This window comes from Streptomyces sp. NPDC086989, assembly GCF_044745505.1.
GTDB lineage: Bacteria > Actinomycetota > Actinomycetes > Streptomycetales > Streptomycetaceae > Streptomyces.
This window is the reverse complement of record NZ_JBIVAL010000003.1, coordinates 342324-368334: the sequence shown is the minus strand read 5'-3', so window position 1 is coordinate 368334 and position 26011 is coordinate 342324. Positions and strand designations below refer to the sequence as shown.

The following is a 26011-nucleotide window of genomic DNA, read 5'->3' as shown; positions in this document are numbered from 1 at the left end:
GATCGGGGCGGGATGGATTCGAACGAGCGCGAGCCCGCGGAAGACGCTGTTCCGCCGGTCGTTCCGCCGGTCGTTCCGCGGGTCGTTCCGCCGGCCGGTCCCGTCGATCCGCCGGCCGGTCCCGCGGCCCGCCCGGCGGCGCAGCGGGCTCCCGGAATAGCCGGTCTGTCCGCCCCGTACCGCGTCGTCACGGCCCTCGCACTGGCCGCCGTGGGCCTCGCCGCCTGCGGACACCTGGCCCTGGTCTTCCTGCACGTCGCCCCGTCCAACACGGTGAGCAAGCAGCACGCGCAGACGGTCGACGACTGGATCTATCCCGAGTTCGAACAGAACTGGAAGCTCTTCGCACCCAACCCGCTCCAGCAGAACATCGCGGTGGAGGCGCGGGCGGAGACCCGCTCGGCCCCCGGCGGCGAGCCGGTCTCCGGCGACTGGCACGACCTCTCCGCGCAGGACGCCGCGCAGATCCGGCACGGCCTGCTGCCGAGCCACACCCGCCAGAACGAGCTCCGGCGGGCCTGGGACTTCTTCACCGGCTCACACGACGAGGACAACAGGCCGATCGGCGAGCGCGGCGAACTGTCGGAGCAGTACCTGCGGCGGATCGCGCTGAGGCGGCTCACGCAGGACGGGGGCGTGCGGGGCGAGATCGTGCGGATCCAGCTGCGCTCGGCGACGCGGGCGGTGCCGGCGCCGCCGTGGAGCGACGAGAAGACCGACACCAGGACCTACTACCGGGAGCTGCCGTGGTGGACGGTCTGAGGCGGGCGCGCGCCGCCGCCGGCCGGGCGGTCGCGCAGGTCAGCGGGCGGGCGCTGGGCCCCCACCAGAGCGCCGTCGTGCGCATCGGCTTCTCGGCGACCTGGCTGCTCTTCCTGCTGCGGGAGTTCCCGAACCGCGGCGAGCTGTACGGGCCGCACGGACCCTGGAGCTTCGCGCTGGCGGAGCGGCTGATCGCCTCGAACCACGCCTTCACGGTGCTGATGTGGTCCGACTCGCGGCTCTGGTTCGAGACCGTGTACGCGGTGTCGGTGCTCTCCGGTCTGCTGCTGATGCTGGGCTGGCGGACGCGTGCGACGTCCGTCGTGTTCATGATCGGGGTGCTGTCCCTCCAGAACCGCAGCGTGTTCATGGGAGACGGCGGGGACAACGTCATCCACCTGATGGCGATGTACCTGGTGCTGACCCGGTGCGCGCAGGTGTGGTCGCTGGACGCGCGCCGCGCACGGCTGCGGGGGTCGGCCTCGGAGGGCGCGGCCGGACCGGTGCTGTGGGTCGTGCTGGGCGCGGTGTTCGCGTACGGGGCGGTGACCGCGTCGTTCGGCTATGGCTGGCTGGCGGCGTTCGCGGCGCTGTGGGTCGTGTCGGCGGTGTGGTGGATGGTGGACCGGTACGAGCCCAAGGGGGAGGGGCGGGCGGTCCTCGACGTCCTGGCGAACCTGGTGCACAACGCGGGCATGCTGGTGATCATGGCGGAGGTCTGCCTGATCTACGCGACGGCCGGCTGGTACAAGATCCAGGGAACGCGGTGGCAGGACGGGACCGCGCTGTACTACCCGCTCGGACTGGATTACTTCACGCCGTGGCCGGGGCTGTCGGCGGTGCTGGCGGGGAGCGGGACGCTGGTGATGCTGCTGTCCTACGGGACGGTGGTGGTGCAGGTCGCGTTTCCGTTCACGGTGTTCAACCGGCGGGTGAAGAACGTGCTGCTGGCGCTGATGATGATGGAGCACGCGGGGATCGCGGTGCTGTTGGGGCTGCCGTTCTTCTCCATGGCGATGATCGCCGCCGACGCGGTGTTCCTGCCGACCGGGTTCCTGGTCTGGCTCGGCGCCAAGGCCGCCGGCCGGGTGCGGGCGGCCGTGCCGGCCCCGGCCGCGGCCCCCGCGGCTGCCGGTGCGCGGCCCGCCCCGGAGGCGGGGGAACCGGGTCGGCCGGGCGGGGAAGGTGCAGGCCGGGGGACCGTAGGCTCGGCGGTATGAGTGAGCTGAGCGGGCGGGAGTGGCAGGGCGCGGCCGAGCGGGGGGACCTCGTGGTCCTCGACGGGTTCCACGCCCTGAAGCACGCCCTGCGTTTCGGGGCGGACGTGCGGGACGTGGTCGCCGGTGATCCGGACGCCGTGCGGGCCCTGGCCGGCGAGCTGGCTCCCGACGTCGCGGACGAGGTCGGGCGGCTGGTGCGCAGGGCCGACCTGCGCACGCTCCTGCCCCGCGTCCACCCCACCGGGGTCGCGGCGCTGGCGGTGCGGCCCGACCGGGCCGCGGGGCGGGCCCGGCTCGACCGGCAGCCGCGGACGGCGCCCGTCGTGGTGCTCGACAACCCGCGCAACCTCGGCAACGTCGGTGCCGTCGTCCGGCTGGCCGCGGGCTTCGGTGCCACGGGCGTGGTGACCCGCGGCGACCTCGACCCCTGGCACCCGAACGTGGTCCGGGCCGGGGCCGGGCTGCACTACGCCACCACCGTGGACCGGGTGGAGCTCGACACCCTGCCCGCCGGGCCGCTCTACGCGCTCGACCCGGAGGGCGAGGACATCCGCGCCCTCACCCTCCCGGACGACGCCCTGCTGGCCTTCGGCTCGGAGCGGCACGGGATCTCCCCCGAGCTGCGCGCCCGGGCCGATCACCTGGTGTCCCTGCCGATGCGGCCGCAGGTGTCCAGCTACAACCTGGCCACGAGCGTGGCCATGGCCCTCTTCCACTGGGGAGGGCCCCGGGCCGACTAGGCCTGGCGGCGGATCTCCACCATGCGGAAGCGGTTCGAGACGAACGCACCGTCGCAGAGGGCGGCGTTGGCCGCCGGGTTGCCGCCCGAGCCGTGGAAGTCCGAGAACGCCGCGGTCTGGTTGACGTAGACCCCGCCGGTGAGGTTCAGCGACAGCTGCGCCGACTCCTCCAGGCAGACCTCCTCGATGGCCCGCTCGGTGTCCGCCGACGTCGTGTACGCGCCGACCGTCATCGCGCCCTTCTCGCGCACCGTGCGGCGCAGCAGTTCCAGCGCGTCCGCCGTGGAGTCCACGGCCACCGCGAAGGAGACCGGGCCGAAGCACTCGGAGAGGTACGGGGCCTCCGGGTCCGGCTTGGCCGCGTCCAGCTTGACCATGACGGGGGTGCGGACCACCGCGTCCGGGAACTCCGGGTTCGCCACCTCGCGCGAGGCCAGGGCCACCTCGCCGAGGGCGGCGGCCGCCTCCAGGCGGGCCTTGACGTCCGGGTTGACCAGCGCGCCCAGCAGCGCGTTGGCGCGGGCGTCGTCGCCCAGCAGGCCGCCGACCGACGCCGCGAGGTCGGCGACGACCTCGTCGTACGACTTGTGGCCGGCGTCCGTCTCGATGCCGTCCCGCGGGATCAGGAGGTTCTGCGGGGTGGTGCACATCTGGCCGCTGTAGAGGGACAGCGAGAACGCCAGGTTGGAGAGCATCCCCTTGTAGTTGTCGGTGGAGTCGACGACGACCGTGTTGACGCCGGCCTTCTCCGTGTACACCTGGGCCTGGCGGGCGTTGGTCTCCAGCCAGTCGCCGAACTCGGTGGAGCCGGTGTAGTCGATCAGCTTGATCTCGGGGCGGACGGCCAGCGTCTTGGCGATGCCCTCGCCCGGCCGCTCGACGGCCAGCGCCACCAGGTTCGGGTCGAACCCGGCCTCGGCGAGGACCTCGCGGGCCACCTTCACGGTCAGCGCCAGCGGGAGCACGGCCCGCGGGTGCGGCTTGACCAGCACCGCGTTGCCCGTGGCCAGCGAGGCGAACAGGCCCGGGTAGCCGTTCCAGGTCGGGAAGGTGTTGCAGCCGATCATCAGGGAGATGCCGCGCGGGACGGCGGTGAAGGTCTTGCCCAGTTCCAGCGGGTCCTTCTTGCCCTGCGGCTTCGACCAGTCGGCGCTGGCCGGGACGCGGGTCTGCTCCGCGTACGCGTACGCCACCGCCTCCAGGCCGCGGTCCTGTGCGTGCGGGCCGCCCGCCTGGAACGCCATCATGAAGGCCTGGCCGCTGGTGTGCATGACCGCGTGCGCGAACTCGTGCGTCCGCGCACCGATACGGGCCAGGATCTCGATGCAGACCAGGGCGCGGGCCTCGGGTCCGGCGTCGCGCCAGGCGCCCATGCCGGCCTTCATCGCGGGCAGCAGCACGTCGGGGTCGACGTGCGGGTACTCGACGCCCAGCTCGGGGCCGAAGGGGGACACCTCCGCGCCGGTCCAGCCGTCCGTGCCGGGCTGGCCCAGGTCGAGGCGGGTGCCGCGGACGGCCTCGAACGCGGCGAGCCCGTCGGCCGGGGCGCTCTCGCCGTAGGCCTTGGGGTGTTCGGGATGCGGGGACCAGTAGGCGCGGCTGCGGATGGCCGCCAGGGCCTGCTCCAGGGTGGAGCTGTGCTTGTCGGACAGCTGGGGGACGGTGAGCTCGGCGGCCATCAGGGACCAACTCCTCGTTGAGCCGGGCAAGATCAGGCTGGGTCGCAGACTGAGATCAGGCAGGGGCGGGTGAAGAAGAGCAGACTGGAGTTAGAGTAACCGAACGATCGGTCGGGACAAGAGGGCCCGGCGGACCTGTGGACAACCCGGTGCGGGAGGATCAGGACATGACAGCAATCGAGCGGTCCCGCACTGTGGCGGTCGTCGGCGCCGGCACCATGGGGCAGGGCATCGCCCAGGTCGCCCTCCTCGCCGGTCACCCGGTGCTGATCTACGACATCAGCGACGACCTGGCCACCGGCGGCGTCGCCATCGTCCAGGACCGCGTCGACCGCATGGTCGCGAAGGGCCGCCTCGACCGAGCCGCGGCCGAGGACGCGATCGGCCGGATCCGTGCGACCTCCGCCGTCGCCGACCTCGCCGGTGCCGCCCTCGTCGTCGAGGCCGTCGTCGAGGACGTCGCCGTCAAGCGCGCGGTCTTCGAAGCCCTCGAAGGCGTGGTCGCGCCGGACACCCTGCTGGCGACCAACACCTCCTCCCTCTCCGTCACCGAGCTCGCCGCCGGCCTGGCGCACCCCGGCCGCTTCCTCGGCCTGCACTTCTTCAACCCGGCTCCGCTGCTCCCGCTCGTCGAGGTGGTCAGCGGTTTCGCGACCGACCCGGCGGCCGCCGAGCTCGCGTACCGCACCGTGCTGGGCTGGGGGAAGACGCCGGTCCGCTGCGCCGACACCCCCGGTTTCATCGTCAACCGGATCGCCCGCCCCTTCTACGCCGAGGCCTTCGCGGTCTACGAGGAGCAGGGCGCCGACCCGGCCACCATCGACGCCGTGCTCCGCGAGAGCGGCGGCTTCAAGATGGGCCCGTTCCAGCTGACCGACCTGATCGGGCAGGACGTCAACGAGGCCGTCACCCGCTCCGTCTGGGAGTCGTTCTTCCGGAGCCCCAAGTTCACCCCGTCGCTCGCGCAGCGCCGGCTGGTGCAGTCGGGCCGCCTGGGCCGCAAGACGGGCCACGGCTGGTTCCCGTACGGCCCGGACGCCGAGGCCGCGGCCCCGCACACCGCCGGTCCCGAGGCCGCTCCGGACAAGGTCACCGTGGTCGGCGACCTCGGTCCGGCCGCCGGGCTGGTCGAGCTCCTGGAAGAGGCCGGGATCGCCGTCACGGAGACAGAGCACGGGGGCCCGTACATCCAGCTGCCCGGCGAGGGCCAGCTGGTGCTCGCGGACGGCAAGACCTCGATCGAGTTCGCCGACGTCGTCTACTTCGACCTCGCGCTCGACTACCGCGGCGCCACCCGGATCGCGCTCTCCGCCGGCGAGGACACCAGCGAGCGGACGCTCTCCGAGGCGGTCGGCCTGTTCCAGAAGCTCGGCAAGAAGGTCTCCGTCATCGGCGACGTGCCCGGCATGATCGTGGCCCGTACGGTCGCGATGCTGATCGACCTGACCGCCGACGCCGTCGCCCGCGGCGCGGCCACCGCCGAGGACATCGACACGGCGATGCGGCTCGGCGTCAACTACCCGCTGGGCCCGTCCGAATGGCACGAGCGGCTCGGCCGGGACTGGGCGTACGACCTGCTGCACCACCTCGACGAGCGCTGTCCCGGCGGCCGCTACGCGCCCTCGCTGGCGCTTTTCAAGCTCGGCTACGCCGAGGGTGGAGAAGAGGGCGACGAGAGCCCCGTGGAGGAGACCGAATGACGACGGCCAGGCGGGACACCTACACCCCCGAGACCCTGCTGTCCGTCGCCGTCCAGGTCTTCAACGAGCGGGGCTACGACGGCACCTCCATGGAGCACCTGTCCAAGGCGGCGGGCATCTCGAAGTCCTCGATCTACCACCACGTGGCCGGCAAGGAGGAGCTCCTGCAGCGCGCCGTCAGCCGTGCGCTCGACGGGCTCTTCGCCGTACTGGAGGAGCCGGGCGCGGTACGCGGCCGGGCGGTAGAGCGGGTCGAGTACGTCACGCGCCGCACGGTCGAGGTCCTGGTCGCCGAGCTCCCGTACGTGACGCTGCTGCTGCGGGTGCGGGGCAACACCCGGACCGAGCGCTGGGCCCTGGAGCGGCGCCGCGAGTTCGACCACCAGGTCGCGGAGCTGCTGAAGGCCGCGGCCGCGGACGGGGACCTGCGGGCGGACGTGGACATCCGGCTCGCCACCCGCCTGCTGTTCGGGATGGTGAACTCGCTGGTGGAGTGGTACCGCCCGCACCCCGGCACGACCGCGGACCAGCTGGCCGACGCGGTCGTCCACATGGCTCTGGACGGTCTGCGGACCGTCCGCGGCTGAGGGCCGTCCCGCAGTCCCCGGCGGACGCGGCGCGGCTACTCCTCGGAGATGGCCGGGCCGCTGCCCGGGCCCGGTGCCAGCAGGTCCGTCTCCTCGAAGACCAGGAGCGTGCGGGTCGACAGGACCTCCGGGATGGACTGGAGGCGGGTCAGGACCAGCTCGCGCAGGGTGCGGTTGTCCGGGGTGTGGACCAGCAGCAGGACGTCGAAGTCGCCGCTGACCAGCGCGATGTGGGCCGCGCCCGGCAGCTCGCGGAGCTTCTCCCGGACCGTGCGCCAGGAGTTCTGGACGATCTTCAGGGTGATGTACGCGGAGGCGCCCTGGCCCGCCCTCTCGTGGTTGACGCGGGCGGTGAACCCGCGGATCACCCCGTCGTCGATCAGCCGGTTGATCCGGGCGTAGGCGTTCGCGCGGGACACGTGGACCTGCTCGGCCACCGACCGTATCGACGCGCGGCCGTCCGCCTGGAGCAAGCGCATGATGGAACGGTCGATGGGGTCCAGGGGGCGCGGTGGTGCCTGTGGGGCGCACGGCGCGCCGCCCGCCGGCACCGGCGCCGATCCCGGCGTGGAACCCGATGCGGCCATTTGTTCATCCGGCATTGCCCACTGCCTCCCTCTCCTGGACGTCCTGCACCCATCCCAGGGCCCCGGCGCCACTTTGTCCACAGCCTGGAGCCGCCTGTAGCCAAATTGCGCCATCGACCGAACAATCGGTTGGTGAGGCGCCTCACTCCCCCGGCCACCGTCGGCGGGACCCCCAGGCACCGCCCTGCCCGCTTCCCACGAGGAGGTGTACGCCGCCATGACGGTCCAAGAGCTGCCCGGTGCCGGTGCGTCCCACCGATCCACCCCGCCGCCCGCCTGGAGGCCCCGTACGGATGCCGCTCCGCTGCTCCCGGACCCCGAGCCGTACCGGGTGCTGGGCACGCCGGCCGCGGAGAAGCTCGATCCCGAGCTGATGCGCCGCTGCTACGCCGAGCTGGTGCGCGGCCGCCGCTACAACGCACAGGCCACCGCCCTGACCCGGCAGGGCCGCCTCGCGGTCTACCCCTCCACCGTCGGGCAGGAGGCCTGCGAGATCGCGGCCGCCCTGGTCCTGGAGGAGCAGGACTGGCTCTTCCCGAGCTACCGCGACACCCTCGCGGCCGTGGCGCGCGGACTCGACCCCGTCCAGGCACTGACGCTGCTGCGCGGCGACTGGCACACCGGGTACGACCCGCGCGAGCACCGCATCGCACCGCTGAGCACCCCGCTCGCCACCCAGCTGCCGCACGCGGTCGGTCTGGCGCACGCGGCCCGCCTGCGCGGCGACGACGTGGTCGCGCTCGCCATGGTCGGCGACGGCGGCACCAGCGAGGGCGATTTCCACGAGGCGCTGAACTTCGCCGCCGTCTGGCAGGCCCCGGTGGTCTTCCTCGTCCAGAACAACGGCTTCGCGATATCCGTGCCGCTGGCCAAGCAGACCGCCGCCCCCACCCTGGCCCACAAGGCCGTCGGGTACGGGATGCCCGGCCGTCTCGTCGACGGCAACGACGTCGCGGCCATGCACGAGGTGCTGTCCGAGGCCGTCCGGCGGGCCCGGTCCGGTGGCGGGCCGACGCTGATCGAGGCGGTCACGTACCGCATCGAGGCCCACACGAACGCCGACGACGCGACCCGCTACCGCGGTGACGCCGAGGTCGAGGCATGGAAGGCGCACGACCCGGTGGATCTGCTGGAGCGCGAGCTGACCGCCCGCGGGATCCTGGACGCGACAGGCGTCCAGGAGGCCAAGGACGCCGCCGAGGCGATGGCGGCGACGCTGCGCGAGCGGATGAACGCCGAGCCCGTGCTCGACCCGATGGACCTGTTCGAGAACGTCTACGCGGAGCAGACCGGCCGGCTCCGCGAACAGGCGGAGATGCTGCGCGCCGAGCTCGAGGCGGAGGAGCAGTCGTGACCACGGTGGCCGTGAAGCCGGCGACGATGGCGCAGGCCCTGGGACGGGCCATGCGCGACGCGATGGCGGAGGACCCGACGGTCCACGTCATGGGCGAGGACGTCGGGACGCTGGGCGGGGTCTTCCGGATCACGGACGGCCTCGCGAAGGAGTTCGGCGAGGAGCGCTGCACGGACACGCCGCTCGCGGAGGCCGGGATCCTGGGCGCCGCGGTGGGCATGGCCATGTACGGGCTGCGGCCGGTCGTGGAGATGCAGTTCGACGCGTTCGCGTACCCGGCGTTCGAACAGCTGATCTCGCACGTGGCGAAGATGCGCAACCGCACGCGCGGCGCCATGCCGCTGCCGATCACCATCCGGGTGCCGTACGGCGGCGGAATCGGCGGGGTGGAGCACCACAGCGACTCCTCCGAGGCGTACTACGTGGCCACCCCCGGCCTGCACGTGGTGACCCCGGCGACCGTCGAGGACGCGTACGGGCTGCTGCGCGCGTCGATCGCGAGCGACGACCCGGTGGTCTTCCTGGAGCCGAAGCGGCTGTACTGGTCGAAGGCGCAGTGGAACCCGCAGACGCCGGCGGCCGTGCCGGGGATCGGGAAGGCACTCGTCCGGCGTACCGGCACCAGCGCGACGCTGATCACCTACGGCCCCTCCCTGCCGGTGTGCCTGGAGGCGGCCGAGGCGGCGCGCGAGGAGGGCTGGGACCTGGAGGTCGTGGACCTGCGCTCGCTCGTCCCGTTCGACGAGGACACGGTCGTGGCCTCCGTACGCCGAACCGGGCGCGCCGTGGTGGTCCACGAGGCCGGCGGCTTCGCCGGGCCGGGCGCGGAGATCGTTGCCCGCATCCAGGAGAAGTGCTTCCACCACCTGGAGGCGCCGGTGCTACGGGTGACGGGCTTCGACATCCCGTACCCGCCGCCGATGCTGGAGAAGCACCATCTGCCCGGTGTGGACCGGATCCTGGACACCGTGGCCCGCCTGCAGTGGGAGAACTGATGCCGCAGGTAATGGAGTTCAAGCTCCCCGACCTCGGGGAGGGACTGACCGAGGCCGAGATCGTCCGCTGGCTGGTGGCGGTCGGCGACGTCGTCGCCGTCGACCAGCCGGTGGTCGAGGTCGAGACGGCCAAGGCGATGGTGGAGGTGCCGTGCCCCTACGGCGGTGTGGTCACCGCCAGGTTCGGGGAGGAGGGCACGGAACTCCCCGTCGGAGCACCGCTGATCACGGTGGCGGTGGGTGCGGGCGAGGACGAGGCGGCGGAGTCCGGGGATTCCGGCTCCGGCAACGTCCTGGTCGGCTACGGGACGGACCACTCGCGCACGGCGCGTCGGAGGCGGGTGCGACCTGGCTCCGCAGCGCCGGTTCCCCCGGCTCCCGCACCCACGGCCGCTCCCGTCGCCGCACCTGCCGCGGCTCCCGTCGCGGGTTCTGCCGCGGCTCCCGCCGCGACCGCCGGTCCGGTGGCCGTGATCTCGCCGCTGGTGCGCAAGATCGCCCGGGACCACGGGATCGACCTGCGCGCGCTGCGCGGTTCCGGGCCCGAGGGTCTGATCCTGCGCTCCGACGTCGAGGCGGCGCTGCGCGCGCCGCAGCCGGCGGCCGCCCCCGTCGCCTCCGCCCCCGTGGCCGGCGCGGTGGCCGGTGAGCGGATCCCGCTGAAGGGCCTGCGGGGCGCGGTGGCCGAGAAGCTGTCGCGCAGCCGCCGGGAGATCCCGGACGCCACGTGCTGGGTCGACGCCGATGCGACCGAGCTGATGGCGGCCCGGGCCGCGATGAACGCCGTGGGCGGGCCGAAGATCTCGGTGCTGGCACTGCTGGCCCGGATCTGCACGGCCGCGCTCGCGAAGTACCCGGAGCTGAACTCGACGGTGGACCTCGCGGCCAACGAGATCGTGCGGCTGCCGTCCGTACACCTGGGTTTCGCGGCGCAGACCGAGCGCGGCCTGGTGGTCCCGGTCGTCCGGGACGCCGGGACGCGGAACCCGGAATCGCTGTCGGCGGAGTTCGCCCGGCTCACGGAGCTGGCCCGGACGGGGAAGCTGGCCCCGGCGGACCTGACGGGCGGCACGTTCACCCTGAACAACTACGGGGTGTTCGGCGTCGACGGGTCCACGCCGATCGTCAACCACCCGGAGGCGGCGATGCTCGGGGTGGGCCGGATCGTGGCGAAGCCGTGGGTGCACCAGGGCGAGCTGGCCGTCCGGCAGGTCGTACAGCTGTCGCTGACGTTCGACCACCGGGTGTGCGACGGCGGCACGGCCGGCGGCTTCCTGCGGTACGTCGCCGACTGCGTGGAGTCCCCGGCGGTCCTGCTGCGCTCCCTGTGACCCACCGGTCCGGGGCCCCGGTGGCACGGGGGCCCCGGACCGGGCGGTCCGGCGATCACGCGGCCGGACGGCCAGACGGTCAGGGTCGTCAGGTGGTCAGACCGTCAGGTGGTCAGCAGGAGTTTGCCCACGTGGGTGCTCGACTCCATGGTCCGGTGCGCCTCGGCCGCCTCCCGCATCGGGAACGCGGCGTGCACGACCGGGCGGACCCGGCCCGCCGCCACCAGCGGCCACACGTGCTCCCGTACCGCCGCGACGATGGCCGCCTTCTCCTCCAGGGGCCGTGCGCGCAGCGAGGTCGCCGTGATGGCCGCCCGCTTCGACAGCAGTGCGCCCAGGTTGAGTTCGGCCTTCACGCCGCCCTGGAGCCCGATCACCGCGAGCCGCCCGTTCACGGCCAGCGCGTCCAGGTTCCGGGCCAGGTACTTGGCGCCCATGATGTCCAGGATCACGTCCGCTCCGGCGCCGCCCGTCGCGGCCCGCAGCTCCGTCACGAAGTCCTGTTCGCGGTAGTCGATCAGGATGTCCGCGCCCAGCTCCCTGCAGCGGGCCAGCTTCTCCGGGCCGCCGGCGGTCACGGCCACCGTCGCGCCGACCGCCTTGGCCAGCTGGATCGCCATCGTGCCGATGCCGCTGGAGCCGCCGTGCACCAGGACCGTCTCGCCGGGGCGCAGGTGGGCCACCATGAACACGTTCGACCACACGGTGCAGGCCACCTCGGGCAGCGCGGCCGCCGCCACGAGGTCCACGCCGGCCGGGACCGGCAGCAGCTGGCCCGCGGGGACGGCCACGCGCTCCGCGTATCCGCCGCCGGCGAGCAGGGCGCAGACCTCGTCGCCCACCGCCCAGCCGGACACCCCCGGCCCGAGGGCGGCGATCCGTCCCGAGCACTCCAGGCCGGGGTGGCGGGAGGCGCCGGGCGGGGGGTCGTAGAACCCCTGGCGCTGGAGGATGTCGGCGCGGTTGACGGCACTCGCCGCGACGTCGACGAGGACCTCGCCCTCCCCGGCCACCGGATCGGGTACCTCGGCCCAGACGAGGGCCTCGGGGCCGCCGGGCTCTTCGATGGTGATCGCATGCATGGCCCGGAGGTTACGCCACCGCATGCCGACGGCCGGGCTACCGGATGTCGGGCCAGTCCTCAGTCGGCGGGTCCCAGGGTCACCGGCGGGGACGAGGGCGGTGACGCCCGCACGATGGTGATGAGACGGTCCGTCAGCTGGAGCGGGCTCGCGTGCGGGTCGTCGTACGCGAGCAGCCGGTGGCCCCTCAGCACGCTCACCACGAGGTCCTCGGTCTCCCGTACGCCCTTGCCGGCCTCGGCCCTCCGCACGGGCCGCTCCACCAGGTCCAGTCCGCTGCCCTGGTGGATCAGGTCCTCCATCACCGTGCCCGCGCTGGGGCTCAGCACGGAGAGCCCCAGCAGCCGGCCCGCCGCGCTCGCGCTCGTGATGACCGCGTCGGCGCCCGACTGGCGCAGCAGCGGGGCGTTCTCCTCCTCGCGGACCGCCGCGACGATCTTCGCACCCCGGTTCATCTGCCGGGCCGTCAGCGTGACCAGCACGGCGGTGTCGTCCCGCTGGGTGGCGATGACGATCTGACGGGCCTTCTGGAGTTCGGCGCGGAGCAGGACGTCGGAGCGGGTGGCATCGCCGACCACCCCGGTGAAGCCCTCCGCGTTGGCCATGTCGATCACTTTGGCGCTCGGGTCCACGATGACGACCTGCTCCTTCTGGAGGCCGGTGGTCAGCAGCGTCTGGAGGGCCGAGCGCCCCTTGGTGCCGAAGCCGACGACGACCGTGTGCTCGCGCAAGTTCTTCCTCCAGCGGTTCAGCCGCCACTCTTCCCGGGTCTTCTCGGTCAGGACTTCCAGGGTGGTTCCGACCAGGATGATCAGGAACAGCACGCGCAGCGGGGTGATCAGCAGGATGTTGGTCAGCCGTGCGCTGTCGCTGTACGGGACGATGTCGCCGTAGCCGGTCGTCGACAGGGTCACCGTGGCGTAGTAGACGCAATCGAGCAGGTCGACCTGCTCGTTGGCGTTGTCGTGGTAGCCGTCGCGGTCGAGCCACACGATCAGGACCGTCAGGAACAGCACGAACAGCGCCATCAGCAGGCGTTTGCCGACCTGCCGCAGGGGCTTCTCCACGACGCGCTTGGGCAGCTTGATGCGCCGTGAGACGAGTTTCTCGTCGGCGCCGCGGGCCATCGCGTCCTGGCCGTGCAGTTTCACGTGAAACATCCTCCGGAGACCCACGGCAGATCGAGGATCTCCAGGTCCTGCCCGTTGCGCGCACCGTGCGGGGGTACGACGGCCAGGCCGTCGGCGGCGGCCACGCCCCGCAGCATCGCCGGACCGTTGTAGCGCAGCGGCACGGCGTGTTCGTCGGTCAGCAGGACGGGCACGAGCCGGGTGTCGTACGGGTGGCCCGGCACGTCGCCCTGGACCGGGACCGTGTACCGGGGGCGCTGGCGGCGGCCGGCCAGGGCGCGCAGCAGCGGTTCGGCGAGGGTCAGCAGCCCGGAGACGGCGGCGAGCGGGTTGCCCGGCAGTCCGACGAGGTGGCGGACGGCGTCCCGGCCGGGGGTCCCGCCCCCGAGCCGGGCCAGCAGCATGGGGTGTCCGGGGCGTACGGCGACCCCGTCGACCAGCAGTTCGGCACCGGCCTCGTGCAGGACGGGGTGGACGTGGTCGACGGGGCCGGAGGCGGTCCCGCCGGTGGTGACGACCAGATCGGCGTCGGAGCCGGTGACGGCGTCCAGCAGGGCCTTGGCTCCGGCCGGGTCGTCGCCGAGCCGCCGGGTGGCGGTGACCTCGGCGCCGAGCCGGGTGAGCCACGGGCCGAGCATGGGGCTCAGGGCGTCACGGATCAGGCCTTCGTGCGGGCGGCCCTCGGTGAGCAGTTCATCGCCGAGCACCAGGATCTCCACGCGGGGCCGGGGCCGGGTGGTGAGCTCGTCGTACCCGGCGGCCGCGGCGAGGCCCAGGACGGCGGGGGTGACGAGCGAGCCGGCGGGCAGCAGCAGGTCGCCCGAGCGGCACTCCTGGCCCCGCGCGCGGATGTCCTGGCCGGTGAGGACGGCCCGGTCGGCGTGGAGCTGGGTGCCGGACTCGTGGGAGTGCTCGCTGCGGATCACGGCGGTCGTGTCGGCGGGGATGCGGGCGCCGGTGGCGATCCGGACGGCCTCGCCGTCGGCCAGCGGCTCGGGGCGGTCGGAGCCGGCCAGGACCCCGCCGCCGGGGCGCACGGTCCAGGGGCCGGGGCCCGCGACCGCCCAGCCGTCCATGGCGGAGGTGTCGAAGGACGGCAGGTCGGTGAGGGCCTCCAGGGGCTGGGCCAGCACCTCGCCGAGCGCGTCCGCGAAGGGCACCCGGTGGGTGCGGGGCAGGCCGGCGGATCCGGCGCGCGCGGCGGTCTCCCGGGCGTCCGGCCAGGAGGCGGCGCGGTGGGCTCCGGCTGCTCCGGGGCGGGGGTCGCGGCTGACCAGGGCCAGGGCCTCGTCGAGGGCCCGGAGGGCGTGGTCGGCGTCGGTGGGGGTCATCCTGAGCCGTTCTCTCGGGCTTCGGGCGCTGCCTCGGCGGCCCAGCGCAGGGCCAGGTCGGCGGCCTTGCGGGAGGCCTCGGCGACGGCGGCGACGGGGTCGGCGCCGGTGGCTTCGGCCCGGGCCGCCGCGTATCCGACCAGGAAGGTGGTCAGGGGGGCGGCGGGCCGGGCGACGCCGTGTGCGGCGTCACGGGCGAGGTCGAGCAGGGTCTTGGTGTCGACGGTGAGGTCGATGCCCAGCTCGGTCTTGACGGCGGTGATCCATTGGTCCAGCACTTTTCCATGCTCCCTGATCCGGGCTCGGGCGACGGCGAGATCGTCCCAGGTGTCGCAGTCGAAGGAGGCGAGTGGCGCAGTATCGGTCACCTTGGCCAGCTCCAGCTCGGCGGTGAGGGCGCGCAGGGGGAGCCCGGAGAGGCCGCCGTGCTCGGTCGCCAGAAGGGCGATCTCGCGGCGCAGCGGTTCGGCGCGGTAGGCCGCGACGAGGGGCTGGTCGCGGCCGTCGGGGTCGCGCAGCAGAGCGCCGTCGCCGGCGGGGGAGGGGGCGCGCAGGAGGGCCTCGACGGTGGCCCGGTCGAGGAACGGGAGGTCGGCGGAGAGCACGAGGACCAGTTCGGCGGTGGTCGCGCGCAGACCGGCGTCCAGGGCGGCCACCGGGCCGGCGCCGGGCGGGTCCTCCCGGGTCCAGTGGACCGGGCGCGCGGTGGGGCGGCGGCCCCCGACCACGACGGTGGTCGAGGCGTCGGTGCAGGCGTCGAGGACGCGGTCGAGCAGGGCGCGGCCGCCCACGTGGAGGGCGGGTTTGTCCGCGCCTCCGAGGCGGCGGGCCGCTCCGCCGGCCAGGACGATCGCGTCGTAGGTCATACCCCCGAGTATGCGCGGGCCATGTCCCCTGCGGGGCACTGCATTTACCGGGGTCTCGTCCGGAGAGGCGTCCGGGGGCACGCCGCGGGGCACGTCCGGCGCCCGTCCGAGGCATGTCCGGACCCTGGCGGAGGCGCGCCCGGGGCCCGGCCTCGCCGGGCCCTGGGTGGGGGCACTGCTTACAGGTACGGGCCGGAGCGGATGGCCCCGTGACCGTCCTCCTCGTCCGTCGGGGCGCCCGGCGGCAGGGCCCGGCGCATCTGTTCGAGCTGGGCCCGCGCGGCCATCTGCTGCGCGAACAGGGCCGTCTGGATGCCGTGGAACAGTCCCTCGAGCCAGCCCACCAACTGGGCCTGCGCGATGCGCAGTTCCGCCTCGGACGGGATGGCCTCCTCCGTGAACGGCAGGGAGAGGCGCTCCAGTTCCTCGACCAGTTCGGGGGCCAGACCGTCCTCCAGCTCTTTCACGGACGCTGCGTGGATGTCCTTGAGACGGACCCGGCTGGCCTCGTCCAGAGGTGCGGCGCGCACCTCTTCAAGCAGTTGCTTGATCATGCTGCCGATCCGCATGACCTTGGCGGGCTGTTCGACCATCTCCGTCACCGGGACCTCGCGCGACTCGTCATCGGCGCCGCCGACCGGCATCCCGTCCTGTCCCACGATCAGGCCGTTCGGGGGGCTGTCCTGCGACCGTTCACTCCTCGGCATCTCCATGCCGTCATTCTCTCGCACACCGTCGTACTCACTCGGTGTGCCCCCGTACGGGCGTGATCCACCCTGTACGGGGGCGAGAACGCACCGTGACCGTCAGCCCGCCTCGCGCCGCGCCACGGCGCCGCTGGACTTGGTGACCAGGGCGGCCAGCAGGGCCGCGCCCAGCGGGACGACGACGAGCAGCCCGGCGAGGGTCCCCCACGGCATCGCGATCGGCACGTACACCGAGTCGTTCGCGAAGCCGGACACCGCGATGAGGTGCTCGGTCTCCCGCCGCTGGACGAGCCGCAGGCCCACCCCGGGGAGGATGCCCGCCGCCGAACCCAGCACCACGCCCATCAGGGCCACCACGCCGCACTGGAAGCCGCTGAGCGTGCGCCGCACCCGCGGTGGGGCGCCGACCGCCGCCAGGGTCTTCAGATCGGCCTCGGCATCGGCCTGCGCGAGTCCGGTGGCGATGCCGGCCGCGCCGATGGTCACCAGGCCCGCGAAGACGGTCAGGGCCAGCCCCGTGATGTCGGGTTCGGCCTGGTAGCCGGCCTCGATGGTGACGGGGGCCTCCACACCGATCTGGTCGATCCGCGCCGCCACCCGCTGCTTCTGCCGGCTGGTGGCCGTGCCGTCCAGGGTGAAGTACGAGGCGTAGGGCAGGACCGTGAGTCCGGCGTTCTGTGCCGCCGCGGGCGGCAGGATGAGCTCCAGACCGTACCCCTCGGCGGTGTCGGGTGCCTGGTGGACGGCGAAGACCTTGTCCTCCCCCTGCGGATCGACGCCCGGCTCGAAGACGTCGTGCTTGTTGTCGATCAGCCGGACGGTGACCTTGCCGTCCTTGACGTTGCGCCGGTCGAACGAGACGCCCTTGCCCTCCTTCAGGGCGGAGACCGCGCCCGGATCGGTGACCGCGAGCGCCGTCAGCAGCTTCTCGTCGGCGACCACCGCGGTGAACTGCACGGGGTGGCGGTTGTACGCGCAACGCGGGTCCTTGCGCAGCTCCTTGCGCTGCGCGGCGCTGAACGAGTCGATCCCGTCCTTGGCCTCGTACAGCGGACAGCGCTGCTCCCTGGGACGCATGATGTCGACCCGGCCGCAGCCCTCGGTGCCGGTGAACCGCTCACACCCGGGCTTTCCGTACGAGATGTAGCCCACGTCCGCCCGTACGGACACCGGGAGTTCCTGCGTCACCGCCTCGCGGACGGCACCCATGTCCTTGCTGCGGCCGAGCTCGTGGACGGCCACCATTCCCACCCCGTCGGGGAGGTCGGCGACGTACTCGTGGCGCGCCTGGATCTCCGAGCTGTGCTGGTACGTGGCCACGGCGACGGTGCCGGCGACGGCGGCCAGCACGGCGGCCACGGCGGGGGCCGTACGGCCCCGGTTGCGGACGGCGTCGCGCAGCGCCAGCCGCGGCGACAGCGGCAGCCACCGCCCGAGCCGCCCGAACAGGCCGACCAGCACCGGGGTGAGGGCGACGATGCCGAGCTCGGCGATGGCGCTGCCGCCCGCGACGACGGTGGAGCCCATCCGGGAGGCCGTGCCGTAGAGGGCGATCGCGGCGCCGGCGGCGAGCGCGATCAGGCCGAGGACGGGCAGCACCCGGTTGGCCCGGCGGACCCCGCGGCGGCCGGTCAGCGAGGCCAGCACGGTCTGCCGGGAGGCGGTGACGGCCGGGGCGACCGCGGCCAGCAGGCCGGTCACGACGGCGAGCAGGGCGATGCCGAGGATTTCCAGCGGGCGGAACGTGAAGCCGCCGAAGCGCGCGCCCAGGTACTCCTCCAGCACCGGCCGCAGCCCCAGGGTGAGGGAGATGCCGAGGACGGTGCCGCTGAGGGCGGCCGCGGCGCCGATGACCAGTCCTCCGGAGAGCACGACGGCCCGGATGTGGCGCCGGTCGCCCCCGTTGGCGCCGACCAGGCCCAGCTGGCGGCGCGAGCGCCGGGCGCCGACGGCGAAGGCCGGTCCGGCCAGCAGGCAGATCTCCAGCATCGCCAGGCCGACGACCGTGGCCAGGACGGCCAGTTCGGTGGTCGGGAGCCCGTTGTGCGGGGAGTAGTAGCCCAGCTCCTTCTGCTGGGCGATGTACGGCACGTCGGACTCGGCGGGCGGGTCGACGTACACCGCGCGGGAGACCACCTGCACGCTCTTCGCGTTGAGTGCCTTGACCGTGTTCCACGTGAAACCGTCGCCGCCGACCTTGACCAGGTAGCTGTCGGTGGCGACCACCCCGGGGACCCCGGCGGCCTGGAAGGCCTTGTCGAGCGGGGCCAGCAGGGTGCCGGGCGGGGCGATGACCTCGGTCTTCTTCAGCTCGGAGGGCAGCTCGTAGGCGCCCACGATCTGGTACCACGTCTCCGAGCCGCGTGCGCGGAACTCGGAGCCCACGAAGAACCCGGACTCCTCCAGGAAGGCGGGTGTGGCGATGACCTCGCCCGCTTCCTGCGGCAGCCGTCCCCGCTTCAGTTCGATCATGCCCTTGACCAGCGGGCTGGCCGAGTCGATCTCCCGCAGGTCGGTGTCCAGCAGGCCGTAGCGGGTGCGGATCTTGGTGTGCGCCGTACTGTCCTTGAGGGATTGCGCGCCTGCCGGGATCGCGGAGGCCAGGACGTTCGGGTCCGGCTCCGCGGCGGGGGTGTACTTGTCGAAGCCGCCGACGGGCACGGCGTTCCTGCCCTCGACGTCCTGGTAGACGGGACCCGTGAGCTGGGATCCGCTCAGCCGGGCGTCCGCCGCACCGATCTGACGGGTCACCCTCTGTCCGGGCGAGAGCTCGGCGCTGCGCACGGTGAGGTCGGCGGCGCTCACGCCGATGATCGGCAGGGCGATCATCGAGAGGACGAGGGCGCTGCGGCCCTTGGCGCGCCAGGCGTCGCGGCGGGCGATCCGGATCGCCGCGACCCATGCGTGGTACGAGGACTTCACCGGCCGCCCGCCTGACCGGACAGCAGGGAGTCGGCGCCGCTGCTGCGCAGGGTTTCGTCGACCACGCTGCCGTCGCGCAGGAAGACCACGCGGTCCGCCCAGGCGGCGAACCGCGGTTCGTGGGTGACGAGGATCCCGGCGGCGCCGGCGTCGCAGCGCGAGCGCAGCAGGGCGAGGACGGATTCGCCGGTCTCGGAGTCGAGGGCGCCGGTCGGTTCGTCGGCGAGGACCAGGCGGCGGTCGCCGACGAGGGCGCGGGCGATGGCCACGCGCTGCTGCTGGCCGCCGGACATCTCGTCGGGGAAGCGGTCGGCGAGCTGTCCGAGGCCCATCTCCTCCAGGGCGGCCAGCGCGGAGGCGCGGGCCTTGCGGGCGGAGGTCCCGTCGAGTTCACGGGGCAGGGCCACGTTCTCGGCGGCGGTGAGGGCCGGGATCAGGTTGTAGTCCTGGAAGACGTACCCGATGCTGCGGCGGCGCAGTGCGGCCAGTTCCCTGCGGCTCGCAGCGGTGATGTCGGTGCCCTCGACGACGACGCGGCCGCTGGTGGGCGTGTCGAGGCCGCCGGCCAGGGTGAGCAGCGTGGACTTGCCCGAACCGGAGGGGCCCATGACGGCGACGAGTTCGCCCGGGTGCACGGCCAGGTCGATGCCGCGCAGGGCGTGCACCTCGGTGGCACCGCTGCCGTGGGTGCGGACGAGCTTGTCGAGCTGGAGGACGGGTCGTGCGGACCGGTCCGGCTGAGCGGGCGGTATGTGGGGTGCGGACTGCTGGTCAGGCATGGGGATCCCCCCTGGGAACGGTGGTGGCGTCAGCTCCGCGGAGCGCGGAAGGAGCGGCGCCGCGGTGCGGTGACGGCGTCGGGGACGGCGTCGGAGATGGTTTCGGCGGCCTGGGGCGGTTCCGGCTCGGCTCTCCGGTCGGCCGGCAGGGAGAGCCGTACGAGGCGCGCTTCCGAGTGGTCGAGCCAGCGGGCCTCGGCCTCGGTCTGGAAGATCAGCTGTTCCAGGACCAGCAGCCAGGCCACGTCGTCGCGTTCGCGGGTCTTCCCGCTCTCGATCGCGGCGAGCGCCTGCGCCTTGAGCCGGGTGTAGTCCTGCATCGCCTTGATGGTGGCGTGCCGCTGGGCCTGGATCACGGCGCGGATGTCCACGCCGGGGGCGCCGACGGCCATGGCGAGCTTGATGGACAGCTCGTCGCGGGGCGGGTTGGTGCGGTCCACCGGACGCTCGTACCACTGGTACAGCTCGGCGCGTCCGGAGCCGGTGATGGCGTAGAGGGTGTGCCCGGCGGCGTCCTCGCCACCGGGCGCGACGAGGCCGTCGCGCTCCAGGCGGGCGAGGGTGGTGTACACCTGCCCGACGTTGAGCGGCCAGGTGGAGCCGGTGCGGGATTCGAACTCGGTACGCAGCTGTGAGCCGTACCGAGGACCCCTTTCCAGCAGGGCGAGAAGGCCGTGGCGGATAGACATACTCAGTATGTATACCGAGTATGTCCGACCGCGCAACCATCCTGGGACGTAGGCCGCAAGGGGGAGAGGCCGCCTCGGGTGCGGCGGCGGGAGGCGGCGGGCCGGGGTTCAGAGGCCCTTGCGCAGCCGCATCCCCAGATAGCCCAGACCCAGCCCCATCAGGGCGAACCCGGTGCCCAGCGGCAGTAGGTGCGCGGCCAGGTCGGCGGCCCGCTCGTTCGGCCCGGTGCCGATCGCGGTGACCACGGGGGGCGGGCTCTGCGGGTCCCGCGGAACGGGCGGAACCGGCGGGACCCGCTGGGGCGGCGGCACCTGCGGCACCTGCGGAACCCGCGGCATCCGCGGCACCTGCGGGTCCTGCCGGTTCCGCGGCACCCGGCCGGGCTCGGCCGGAAGGTGCTGCGGGCGCGCCGGGAGGACGGGGCGGGCGGCCAGCACGGTGTCGGGGTTCGCGGGCTCCGCCGCCGGCCGCCCGGGCCGCTCCCGCCCGACCCCGGCGGCGCTGCCTGCGAGTTCCTCGTACGCCTCGTGGGGTACGTCGGCCAGGGGGTCCGTGTCGGCGTCGTCGGTCCGCGGCGCGGTGTCGGGGGTCTTCGCGGGGGCCCTGCCGGGGGCTCTTCCGCGCGCCGCGACGGAGGCGGCCGGAGCGGCCGGGGCGGCCGGCGAGAGCGGGCGGACGGTGGTCGCCCGGCCGGCCGGGGACGCGGCGGCGGACGCGGCGGGGGCGGCGGAGGACAGCGCGGCGGCCACCGCGGCCCCGGCCAGCCAGCGCTGCGCGCGGAGGCGTTGAGTCACGGGGGCCCCTCCCGTCCCGAGCAGCCGAGATGTTCTGCTCAGGTTTACATAATGGGGCAAAGCGGGCATCCCGGGCGCCCCATCAGGGTCGCCCGGGATGCCGGGTGTGTCGCGCGGACTACTCCGGATTGCCGGTCGACACGGTCAGCGTGTACTCCGTGCCTTCCTTGTCGATCTTGTCGCCGGGCCGCGGGTTCTGGTCGAGGACCGTGTCCTTGCCGTACACGGCCTCGTCCTTCTCGACGATCTTGTACTTGCCGCCGGAGGCCTGGATGCACTCCTTTACCGAGAGCAGGTTCTTGTAGCGCAGGTCGGGCGCCGTGTACTTGGTCGCGTCGCTGAAGTACTTGACCGGGTCCTTGCACTTGGCCGAGTCGATCGTGCGCGAGGTGTCCGGACCCTTGTAGCCGCCCTTGGCCGAGGCCGACGCCGAGGTGGAGGGCGAGGCGCCCCCGCCGCCCGCCTTGTCCTTGTCGTCGTCGCCGCCCGACGCGATGGCCGCGATCAGACCGCCGACCGCCAGCAGCGCCACCAGGACCGCGCCGACCACCACGGGCATGTTCCGCTTGTCGCCGGCTGCGCCGGCCCGGCCGCCCTGGGTGGACGGGCCCGTGCCGGCCGACGGCGAGATGGTGAACGGCGGAGGCGTCTGCGGCGCGTACTGCTGCTGGTGCGCGACCTGCTGCTGCGGCGGGTACGCGTACCCGCCCTGACCGTGCGGCTGGGCCACCGGCGGCGGGGTCTGCGGGGCGTAGGGGGAGGGCGTCGGGGTCGGCGCGTACGGCTGCTGCAGCGAGTGCGCCGGCGGCGCCTGGAACCCGGAGTCCACCGGCGGGAACACGGCCGAGCCGACGCCCGCGCCGCTCGACCCGGTGTGCGCGCCCGGGACGATGGCCGGGGCGCCGGTCTGGCCGGCCGCCAGCACCCGCGCGATCTCGTCGCGCATGGCGGCGGCCGTGGGGAAGCGCTCGTTCGGGTTCTTCTTCAGCGCCCGCGCCACCAGGGCGTCCATCGCCGGGCTGACCGACCGGTTGACGGAGGACGGGGCGACCGGCTCCTCCTGTACGTGGGCGTAGGCGATGGCCAGCGGGGAGTCCGCGTCGAACGGGATCCGGCCGGTCAGCAGCTGGAACAGCATGATGCCGACCGAGTACAGGTCGGAGCGGGCGTCCACGCCGCGCCCCAGCGCCTGCTCCGGCGAGAGGTACTGGGGGGTGCCGACGACCATGCCGGTCTGCGTCATCGAGGTGACCCCCGACTGCATGGCCCGGGCGATGCCGAAGTCCATGACCTTGACCACGCCGCGCTTGGTCATCATCACGTTGCCGGGCTTGATGTCGCGGTGGACCAGGCCCATCTCGTGGCTGACCTCCAGCGCGGCCAGTACGTCGGCCGTCACCTTCAGCGCCTTGTCGGCGGGCATCGCGCCGTACTGGCGGATGTCCGCCTCCAGCACGGAGCCGAGCGGCTGTCCCTCGACGTACTCCATGACGATGTACGGCATCACCGCGGCGTCGCCCGCCCCGGGACCGCTGAACGTCACTTCTCCTTCGCCCGTATCGAATACCGAGACGATGTTCGTGTGCGACAGTTTCGCTACAGCCTGGGCCTCGCGGCGGAAGCGCTCGCGGAAGGACTGTTCGCGGCCGAGGTCGCTGTGCAGGGTCTTGATGGCGACCTGGCGGTCGAGCGCGGTGTCGTACGCAAGGTAGACGGATGCCATGCCACCCGCACCGAGCAAGTCCCTTAGCTGGTAACGGCCACCGGCCAGAGAGCCGCCTGCGTACTGGCCCTGAGTGCCGTCCTGGCTCATGACTGTTGCTTCCCCTCGGGATGTGTCCCTACGCGTCTGGCTGAGCGCATGTCGCGCCCAGTCTGCCGGAGGGCAAGCACACGTCAAGCCGGGTACCCGTTCCGTGACCACACCCGTACACATGCGGATGTCCGGACGGCGACCTGTTGCGAGGCTGTAGCGTTCATCGGAGCACACGGAAAAAGGACCTACCGCGAAGCGGCGGCCGAGAGAGACGACGGCGAGGACTGATGGCACCCGAACCCGAGGGAAACGGCGCCGGGATGGCCGACGGTCCTGAGCATTGGGGCGCCGGCGGTCTGGTCGGCGACGGCCGTTACCGGCTCACCCACCGCCTGGGCCGCGGCGGCATGGCGGAGGTGTTCGCCGCCGAGGACGTCCGGCTGGGCCGGACCGTCGCGGTGAAGCTGCTGCGCGCCGACCTCGCGGAGGACCCGGTCTCCAAGGCCCGCTTCACGCGTGAGGCACAGTCGGTCGCCGGGCTCAACCACCACGCCGTCGTCGCCGTGTACGACTCCGGCGAGGACAAGGTCGGCCCCAACACGGTGCCGTACATCGTCATGGAGCTGGTCGAGGGCCGCACCATCCGCGACCTGCTGATCAGCGCCGAGGCCCCGGGCCCCGAGCAGGCGCTCATCATCGTCTCGGGCGTGCTGGAAGCCCTCGCGTACTCGCACCAGCACGGCATCGTGCACCGCGACATCAAGCCCGCGAACGTGATCATCACGGACGCCGGCGCGGTCAAGGTGATGGACTTCGGCATCGCGCGCGCCCTGCACGGCGCCCAGTCGACGATGACCCAGACCGGCATGGTCATGGGCACCCCGCAGTACCTGTCGCCCGAGCAGGCGCTGGGCAAGGCCGTCGACCACCGCTCCGACCTGTACGCGACCGGCTGCCTGCTGTACGAACTGCTCGCGCTGCGGCCCCCGTTCACCGGCGAGACCCCGCTTTCGGTGGTCTACCAGCACGTGCAGGACGCGCCCGTGCCGCCCTCGCAGCTGCCGGAGGGCCACCAGATCCCGCAGGAGCTCGACGGCCTCGTCATGCGCTCCCTCGCCAAGGACCCGGACGACCGGTTCCAGAGCGCCGAGGAGATGCGCGGGCTGGTCCAGTACGCGCTCCAGATGCTGCACGACCAGGGGCCGAACACGGGCACCTGGAACACCGGCCCGGTCACCATGGCCCTGCCCCACGGGCGCGGCGGTGCCCAGACCACGGCCATGCCGATGGGTCCGGCGGGCGGGCAGCAGAACTATCCGGCGCACGCCACGACCTCGCAGTTCCAGCAGCCGATCGTGCCGCCGCTGAACCCCGACGACGGTTCGGCCTTCCCCGGCGGGGGCGGGTACGACAACCACGGCCACGGCGGTGGACCGGGCGGCCGCGACGGCTACGACGGCTACGAGGACCGCGGCGGCGGCCGTTGGAAGCTGTGGCTGTTCGCGGTGCTGGCGATCGTCGCGATCGCGGGCGGCGTGGCCTACGCCGTCAACTCGGTGTCCAACAAGCACACGGACGACAAGACCCCGAAGACCGTCCAGAGTTCTTCGAGCAGCCAGCAGAGCACCCCGTCCGAGCAGCAGAGCACCCCGTCGCGCGATACGCCGTCGACGCATTCGTCGGACGACTTCACGCCGAACCCGACCCGCAGCAGCAAGTTCACGCCGAGCGCCAGCCCTTCGACGTCGCCGTCCTTCTCGCCGTCGCCGTCCGCCTCGAAGGCCTCGCCGTCGGCTTCGAAGTCGCCTTCGTCCTCGCCGTCGAAGTCGAGCGGCACGGGGGGAGGGTCCACCCCCGACCCGCTGGGCGACGGGAACTAACGCGCGGCGCGCACGGGCCCGGCGGAATTCGATTCCGCCGGGCCCGTCCGCGTGTATCGGCGTACGAGCAGCTCAGAGGGCGTGCTCGTACTCCCGGTCCGGATTTCCTGCCAGCGGGTGCACGGTGACGAACTGGGGCTCGATTCGCATGTCGACGGGGTCGAACACCGCGCCGTCCGGGAAATGCGGGACCGGACCGAACAGTTCCGCGAACGGAGGCGGGTCAGGCTCGCTTCTCGGCCTGGAGCCGGGCCACGTACGCGGCGGCCTGGGAGCGGCGCTCCATGCCCAGCTTGGACAGCAGGCTGGAGACGTAGTTCTTGATGGTCTTCTCGGCCAGGTGCAGCCGTTCGCCGATGACGCGGTTCGTCAGGCCCTCGCCGATCAGGTCGAGGATCTTCCGCTCCTGCTCGGTGAGGTGGGCCAGGCGGTCGTCGCCCTTGCCGTTCTTGCCGTCGCGCAGCCGTTCCAGCACCCGTGCGGTGGCGACGGGGTCCAGCAGCGACTTGCCGGCCGCGACGTCCCGTACGGCGCCCAGCAGCTCATTTCCGCGGATCGCCTTGAGCACGTAGCCCGAGGCCCCGGCCATGATCGCGTCGAACAGCGCCTCGTCGTCGGCGAACGAGGTGAGCATCAGGCATTTGACGTCCTCGTCCTGGGAGCGGACCTCACGGCAGACCTCGACCCCGCTGCCGTCCGGCAGGCGCACATCGAGCACGGCCACGTCGGGCCGCGTGGCGGGAATGCGCACCAGGGCATCCGCGGCGGTGCCCGCCTCGCCGACGATCTCGATGTCCTCTTCGACCGAAAGGAGCTCATGGACACCGCGGCGTACCACTTCGTGGTCGTCCAGGAGGAATACCTTGATTTTTCCGTCTTCGCGCACGAACTCAGTTTCACACACTCACCCCTTCCCTGCCGTCGTTACCCGGGATAACGTGCCGTTGTTCCGGCCCCCTGCAAGGCTGTGACCAGTGGTTGTTCCCCGCGCTGTGCATTTACTTGGAAATCCAAGCAAAAACGCAGGTCAAGTGGGGTTTCGCAGTTATGCGGCGTACTGGGTAACGTGCATTGCGCAGGGCACTTGCCGGGGCACCTGTCACGCTCGCATCCGCACAC

General features: G+C 72.8%; 22 protein-coding genes. 9 read left to right on the top strand and 13 right to left on the bottom strand.

Annotated elements, in window-relative coordinates; genetic code table 11:
• The first annotated feature begins 12 nt into the window (after positions 1–12).
• Genes ACIPK4_RS08370 through ACIPK4_RS08360 form a run of 3 tightly spaced genes read left to right on the top strand, consistent with a single transcriptional unit; the run spans position 13 to position 2722 of the window.
• Complete coding sequence (locus ACIPK4_RS08370; protein ID WP_402310206.1) at positions 13–762, top strand: DUF5819 family protein; 750 nt, start codon at positions 13–15, stop codon at positions 760–762.
• A complete protein-coding gene (locus tag ACIPK4_RS08365; RefSeq protein WP_402310204.1) occupies positions 747–1982 on the top strand; it encodes an HTTM domain-containing protein in 1236 nt (411 codons plus the stop codon). The genes ACIPK4_RS08370 and ACIPK4_RS08365 overlap by 16 nt, the downstream gene beginning before the upstream one ends.
• The gene (locus tag ACIPK4_RS08360; protein ID WP_402310201.1) at positions 1979–2722 is read left to right on the top strand and encodes a TrmH family RNA methyltransferase; all 744 of its coding nucleotides are present in this window, start codon (positions 1979–1981) and stop codon (positions 2720–2722) included. The genes ACIPK4_RS08365 and ACIPK4_RS08360 overlap by 4 nt, the downstream gene beginning before the upstream one ends.
• Here the strand turns inward: ACIPK4_RS08360 and paaN are convergent.
• Positions 2719–4401, bottom strand: coding sequence for a phenylacetic acid degradation protein PaaN (gene paaN / locus ACIPK4_RS08355; RefSeq protein WP_402310199.1), 1683 nt, complete (start codon positions 4399–4401; stop codon positions 2719–2721). The genes ACIPK4_RS08360 and paaN overlap by 4 nt on opposite strands.
• Before the next feature lie 167 nt (positions 4402–4568).
• Here paaN and ACIPK4_RS08350 point away from each other — a divergent pair, with 167 nt between their 5' ends.
• A complete protein-coding gene (locus ACIPK4_RS08350) occupies positions 4569–6101 on the top strand; it encodes a 3-hydroxyacyl-CoA dehydrogenase (protein WP_402310196.1) in 1533 nt (510 codons plus the stop codon).
• Positions 6098–6688, top strand: a complete 591-nt coding sequence (locus ACIPK4_RS08345; protein WP_054227280.1) for a TetR/AcrR family transcriptional regulator — start codon at positions 6098–6100, stop codon at positions 6686–6688. The genes ACIPK4_RS08350 and ACIPK4_RS08345 overlap by 4 nt, the downstream gene beginning before the upstream one ends.
• 35 nt (positions 6689–6723) lie before the next feature.
• On the opposite strand, the gene ACIPK4_RS08340 is transcribed toward ACIPK4_RS08345, so the two are convergent.
• Complete coding sequence (locus ACIPK4_RS08340) at positions 6724–7290, bottom strand: Lrp/AsnC family transcriptional regulator (protein WP_402310193.1); 567 nt, start codon at positions 7288–7290, stop codon at positions 6724–6726.
• A gap of 202 nt (positions 7291–7492) precedes the next feature.
• Here ACIPK4_RS08340 and pdhA point away from each other — a divergent pair, with 202 nt between their 5' ends.
• Genes pdhA through ACIPK4_RS08325 form a run of 3 tightly spaced genes read left to right on the top strand, consistent with a single transcriptional unit; the run spans position 7493 to position 10955 of the window.
• On the top strand, positions 7493–8629 hold the full coding sequence (pdhA, locus tag ACIPK4_RS08335) for a pyruvate dehydrogenase (acetyl-transferring) E1 component subunit alpha (protein ID WP_054227318.1): 1137 nt from the start codon (positions 7493–7495) through the stop codon (positions 8627–8629).
• Entirely contained in the window at positions 8626–9624 is a 999-nt protein-coding gene (locus ACIPK4_RS08330) for an alpha-ketoacid dehydrogenase subunit beta (protein ID WP_054227281.1), read from the top strand. The genes pdhA and ACIPK4_RS08330 overlap by 4 nt, the downstream gene beginning before the upstream one ends.
• Positions 9624–10955: a dihydrolipoamide acetyltransferase family protein gene (locus ACIPK4_RS08325; RefSeq protein ID WP_402310189.1), complete on the top strand. Its 1332-nt coding sequence runs from the start codon at positions 9624–9626 to the stop codon at positions 10953–10955. The genes ACIPK4_RS08330 and ACIPK4_RS08325 overlap by 1 nt, the downstream gene beginning before the upstream one ends.
• Positions 10956–11059: 104 nt before the next feature.
• Here ACIPK4_RS08325 and ACIPK4_RS08320 read toward each other — a convergent pair whose 3' ends face one another.
• From ACIPK4_RS08320 to ACIPK4_RS08275, 10 genes are all read right to left on the bottom strand, one after another.
• Positions 11060–12037, bottom strand: a complete 978-nt coding sequence (locus tag ACIPK4_RS08320) for an NAD(P)H-quinone oxidoreductase (RefSeq protein ID WP_402310186.1) — start codon at positions 12035–12037, stop codon at positions 11060–11062.
• Between the two features lie 59 nt (positions 12038–12096).
• The gene (locus ACIPK4_RS08315) at positions 12097–13197 is read right to left on the bottom strand and encodes a potassium channel family protein (RefSeq protein ID WP_376197007.1); all 1101 of its coding nucleotides are present in this window, start codon (positions 13195–13197) and stop codon (positions 12097–12099) included.
• Positions 13185–14498: a molybdopterin molybdotransferase MoeA gene (locus ACIPK4_RS08310; RefSeq protein ID WP_402310183.1), complete on the bottom strand. Its 1314-nt coding sequence runs from the start codon at positions 14496–14498 to the stop codon at positions 13185–13187. Before ACIPK4_RS08310 ends, ACIPK4_RS08315 begins: the two co-directional genes overlap by 13 nt.
• Positions 14495–15364, bottom strand: a complete 870-nt coding sequence (locus tag ACIPK4_RS08305) for an NTP transferase domain-containing protein (RefSeq protein WP_402310180.1) — start codon at positions 15362–15364, stop codon at positions 14495–14497. The genes ACIPK4_RS08310 and ACIPK4_RS08305 overlap by 4 nt, the downstream gene beginning before the upstream one ends.
• Positions 15365–15543: 179 nt before the next feature.
• Positions 15544–16077, bottom strand: a complete 534-nt coding sequence (locus ACIPK4_RS08300; protein WP_054227285.1) for a bacterial proteasome activator family protein — start codon at positions 16075–16077, stop codon at positions 15544–15546.
• Positions 16078–16170: 93 nt separating this feature from the next.
• Positions 16171–18993 (bottom strand): FtsX-like permease family protein, encoded by a 2823-nt coding sequence (locus ACIPK4_RS08295; RefSeq protein WP_402310177.1) that lies wholly within the window; start codon positions 18991–18993, stop codon positions 16171–16173.
• Positions 18990–19772, bottom strand: coding sequence for an ABC transporter ATP-binding protein (locus tag ACIPK4_RS08290; protein WP_376197018.1), 783 nt, complete (start codon positions 19770–19772; stop codon positions 18990–18992). Before ACIPK4_RS08290 ends, ACIPK4_RS08295 begins: the two co-directional genes overlap by 4 nt.
• Positions 19773–19801: 29 nt before the next feature.
• Entirely contained in the window at positions 19802–20461 is a 660-nt protein-coding gene (locus ACIPK4_RS08285) for a PadR family transcriptional regulator (protein ID WP_402310173.1), read from the bottom strand.
• Positions 20462–20569: 108 nt separating this feature from the next.
• Positions 20570–21256, bottom strand: a complete 687-nt coding sequence (locus ACIPK4_RS08280) for a hypothetical protein (RefSeq protein ID WP_402310170.1) — start codon at positions 21254–21256, stop codon at positions 20570–20572.
• A gap of 118 nt (positions 21257–21374) precedes the next feature.
• Complete coding sequence (locus ACIPK4_RS08275; protein ID WP_402310167.1) at positions 21375–23069, bottom strand: protein kinase; 1695 nt, start codon at positions 23067–23069, stop codon at positions 21375–21377.
• Positions 23070–23299: 230 nt separating this feature from the next.
• Here ACIPK4_RS08275 and ACIPK4_RS08270 point away from each other — a divergent pair, with 230 nt between their 5' ends.
• Entirely contained in the window at positions 23300–24892 is a 1593-nt protein-coding gene (locus ACIPK4_RS08270) for a protein kinase (RefSeq protein WP_402310165.1), read from the top strand.
• 223 nt (positions 24893–25115) lie between these two features.
• On the opposite strand, the gene ACIPK4_RS08265 is transcribed toward ACIPK4_RS08270, so the two are convergent.
• Positions 25116–25778 (bottom strand): response regulator, encoded by a 663-nt coding sequence (locus ACIPK4_RS08265; protein ID WP_402310163.1) that lies wholly within the window; start codon positions 25776–25778, stop codon positions 25116–25118.
• Positions 25779–26011: the final 233 nt, after the last annotated feature.

Excerpts from the sequence above, each read along its gene's own strand:
- ACIPK4_RS08370 (WP_402310206.1), top strand. The coding sequence starts at position 13 with ATGGATTCGAACGAGCGCGAGCCCGCGGAAGACGCTGTTCCGCCGGTC.
- ACIPK4_RS08360 (WP_402310201.1), top strand. The coding sequence starts at position 1,979 with ATGAGTGAGCTGAGCGGGCGGGAGTGGCAGGGCGCGGCCGAGCGGGGG.
- paaN (WP_402310199.1), bottom strand. The coding sequence starts at position 4,401 with ATGGCCGCCGAGCTCACCGTCCCCCAGCTGTCCGACAAGCACAGCTCC.
- ACIPK4_RS08350 (WP_402310196.1), top strand. The coding sequence starts at position 4,569 with ATGACAGCAATCGAGCGGTCCCGCACTGTGGCGGTCGTCGGCGCCGGC.
- ACIPK4_RS08345 (WP_054227280.1), top strand. The coding sequence starts at position 6,098 with ATGACGACGGCCAGGCGGGACACCTACACCCCCGAGACCCTGCTGTCC.
- ACIPK4_RS08340 (WP_402310193.1), bottom strand. The coding sequence starts at position 7,290 with ATGCCGGATGAACAAATGGCCGCATCGGGTTCCACGCCGGGATCGGCG.
- pdhA (WP_054227318.1), top strand. The coding sequence starts at position 7,493 with ATGACGGTCCAAGAGCTGCCCGGTGCCGGTGCGTCCCACCGATCCACC.
- ACIPK4_RS08325 (WP_402310189.1), top strand. The coding sequence starts at position 9,624 with ATGCCGCAGGTAATGGAGTTCAAGCTCCCCGACCTCGGGGAGGGACTG.
- ACIPK4_RS08320 (WP_402310186.1), bottom strand. The coding sequence starts at position 12,037 with ATGCATGCGATCACCATCGAAGAGCCCGGCGGCCCCGAGGCCCTCGTC.
- ACIPK4_RS08315 (WP_376197007.1), bottom strand. The coding sequence starts at position 13,197 with ATGTTTCACGTGAAACTGCACGGCCAGGACGCGATGGCCCGCGGCGCC.
- ACIPK4_RS08310 (WP_402310183.1), bottom strand. The coding sequence starts at position 14,498 with ATGACCCCCACCGACGCCGACCACGCCCTCCGGGCCCTCGACGAGGCC.
- ACIPK4_RS08305 (WP_402310180.1), bottom strand. The coding sequence starts at position 15,364 with ATGACCTACGACGCGATCGTCCTGGCCGGCGGAGCGGCCCGCCGCCTC.
- ACIPK4_RS08300 (WP_054227285.1), bottom strand. The coding sequence starts at position 16,077 with ATGGAGATGCCGAGGAGTGAACGGTCGCAGGACAGCCCCCCGAACGGC.
- ACIPK4_RS08290 (WP_376197018.1), bottom strand. The coding sequence starts at position 19,772 with ATGCCTGACCAGCAGTCCGCACCCCACATACCGCCCGCTCAGCCGGAC.
- ACIPK4_RS08285 (WP_402310173.1), bottom strand. The coding sequence starts at position 20,461 with ATGTCTATCCGCCACGGCCTTCTCGCCCTGCTGGAAAGGGGTCCTCGG.
- ACIPK4_RS08275 (WP_402310167.1), bottom strand. The coding sequence starts at position 23,069 with ATGAGCCAGGACGGCACTCAGGGCCAGTACGCAGGCGGCTCTCTGGCC.
- ACIPK4_RS08270 (WP_402310165.1), top strand. The coding sequence starts at position 23,300 with ATGGCACCCGAACCCGAGGGAAACGGCGCCGGGATGGCCGACGGTCCT.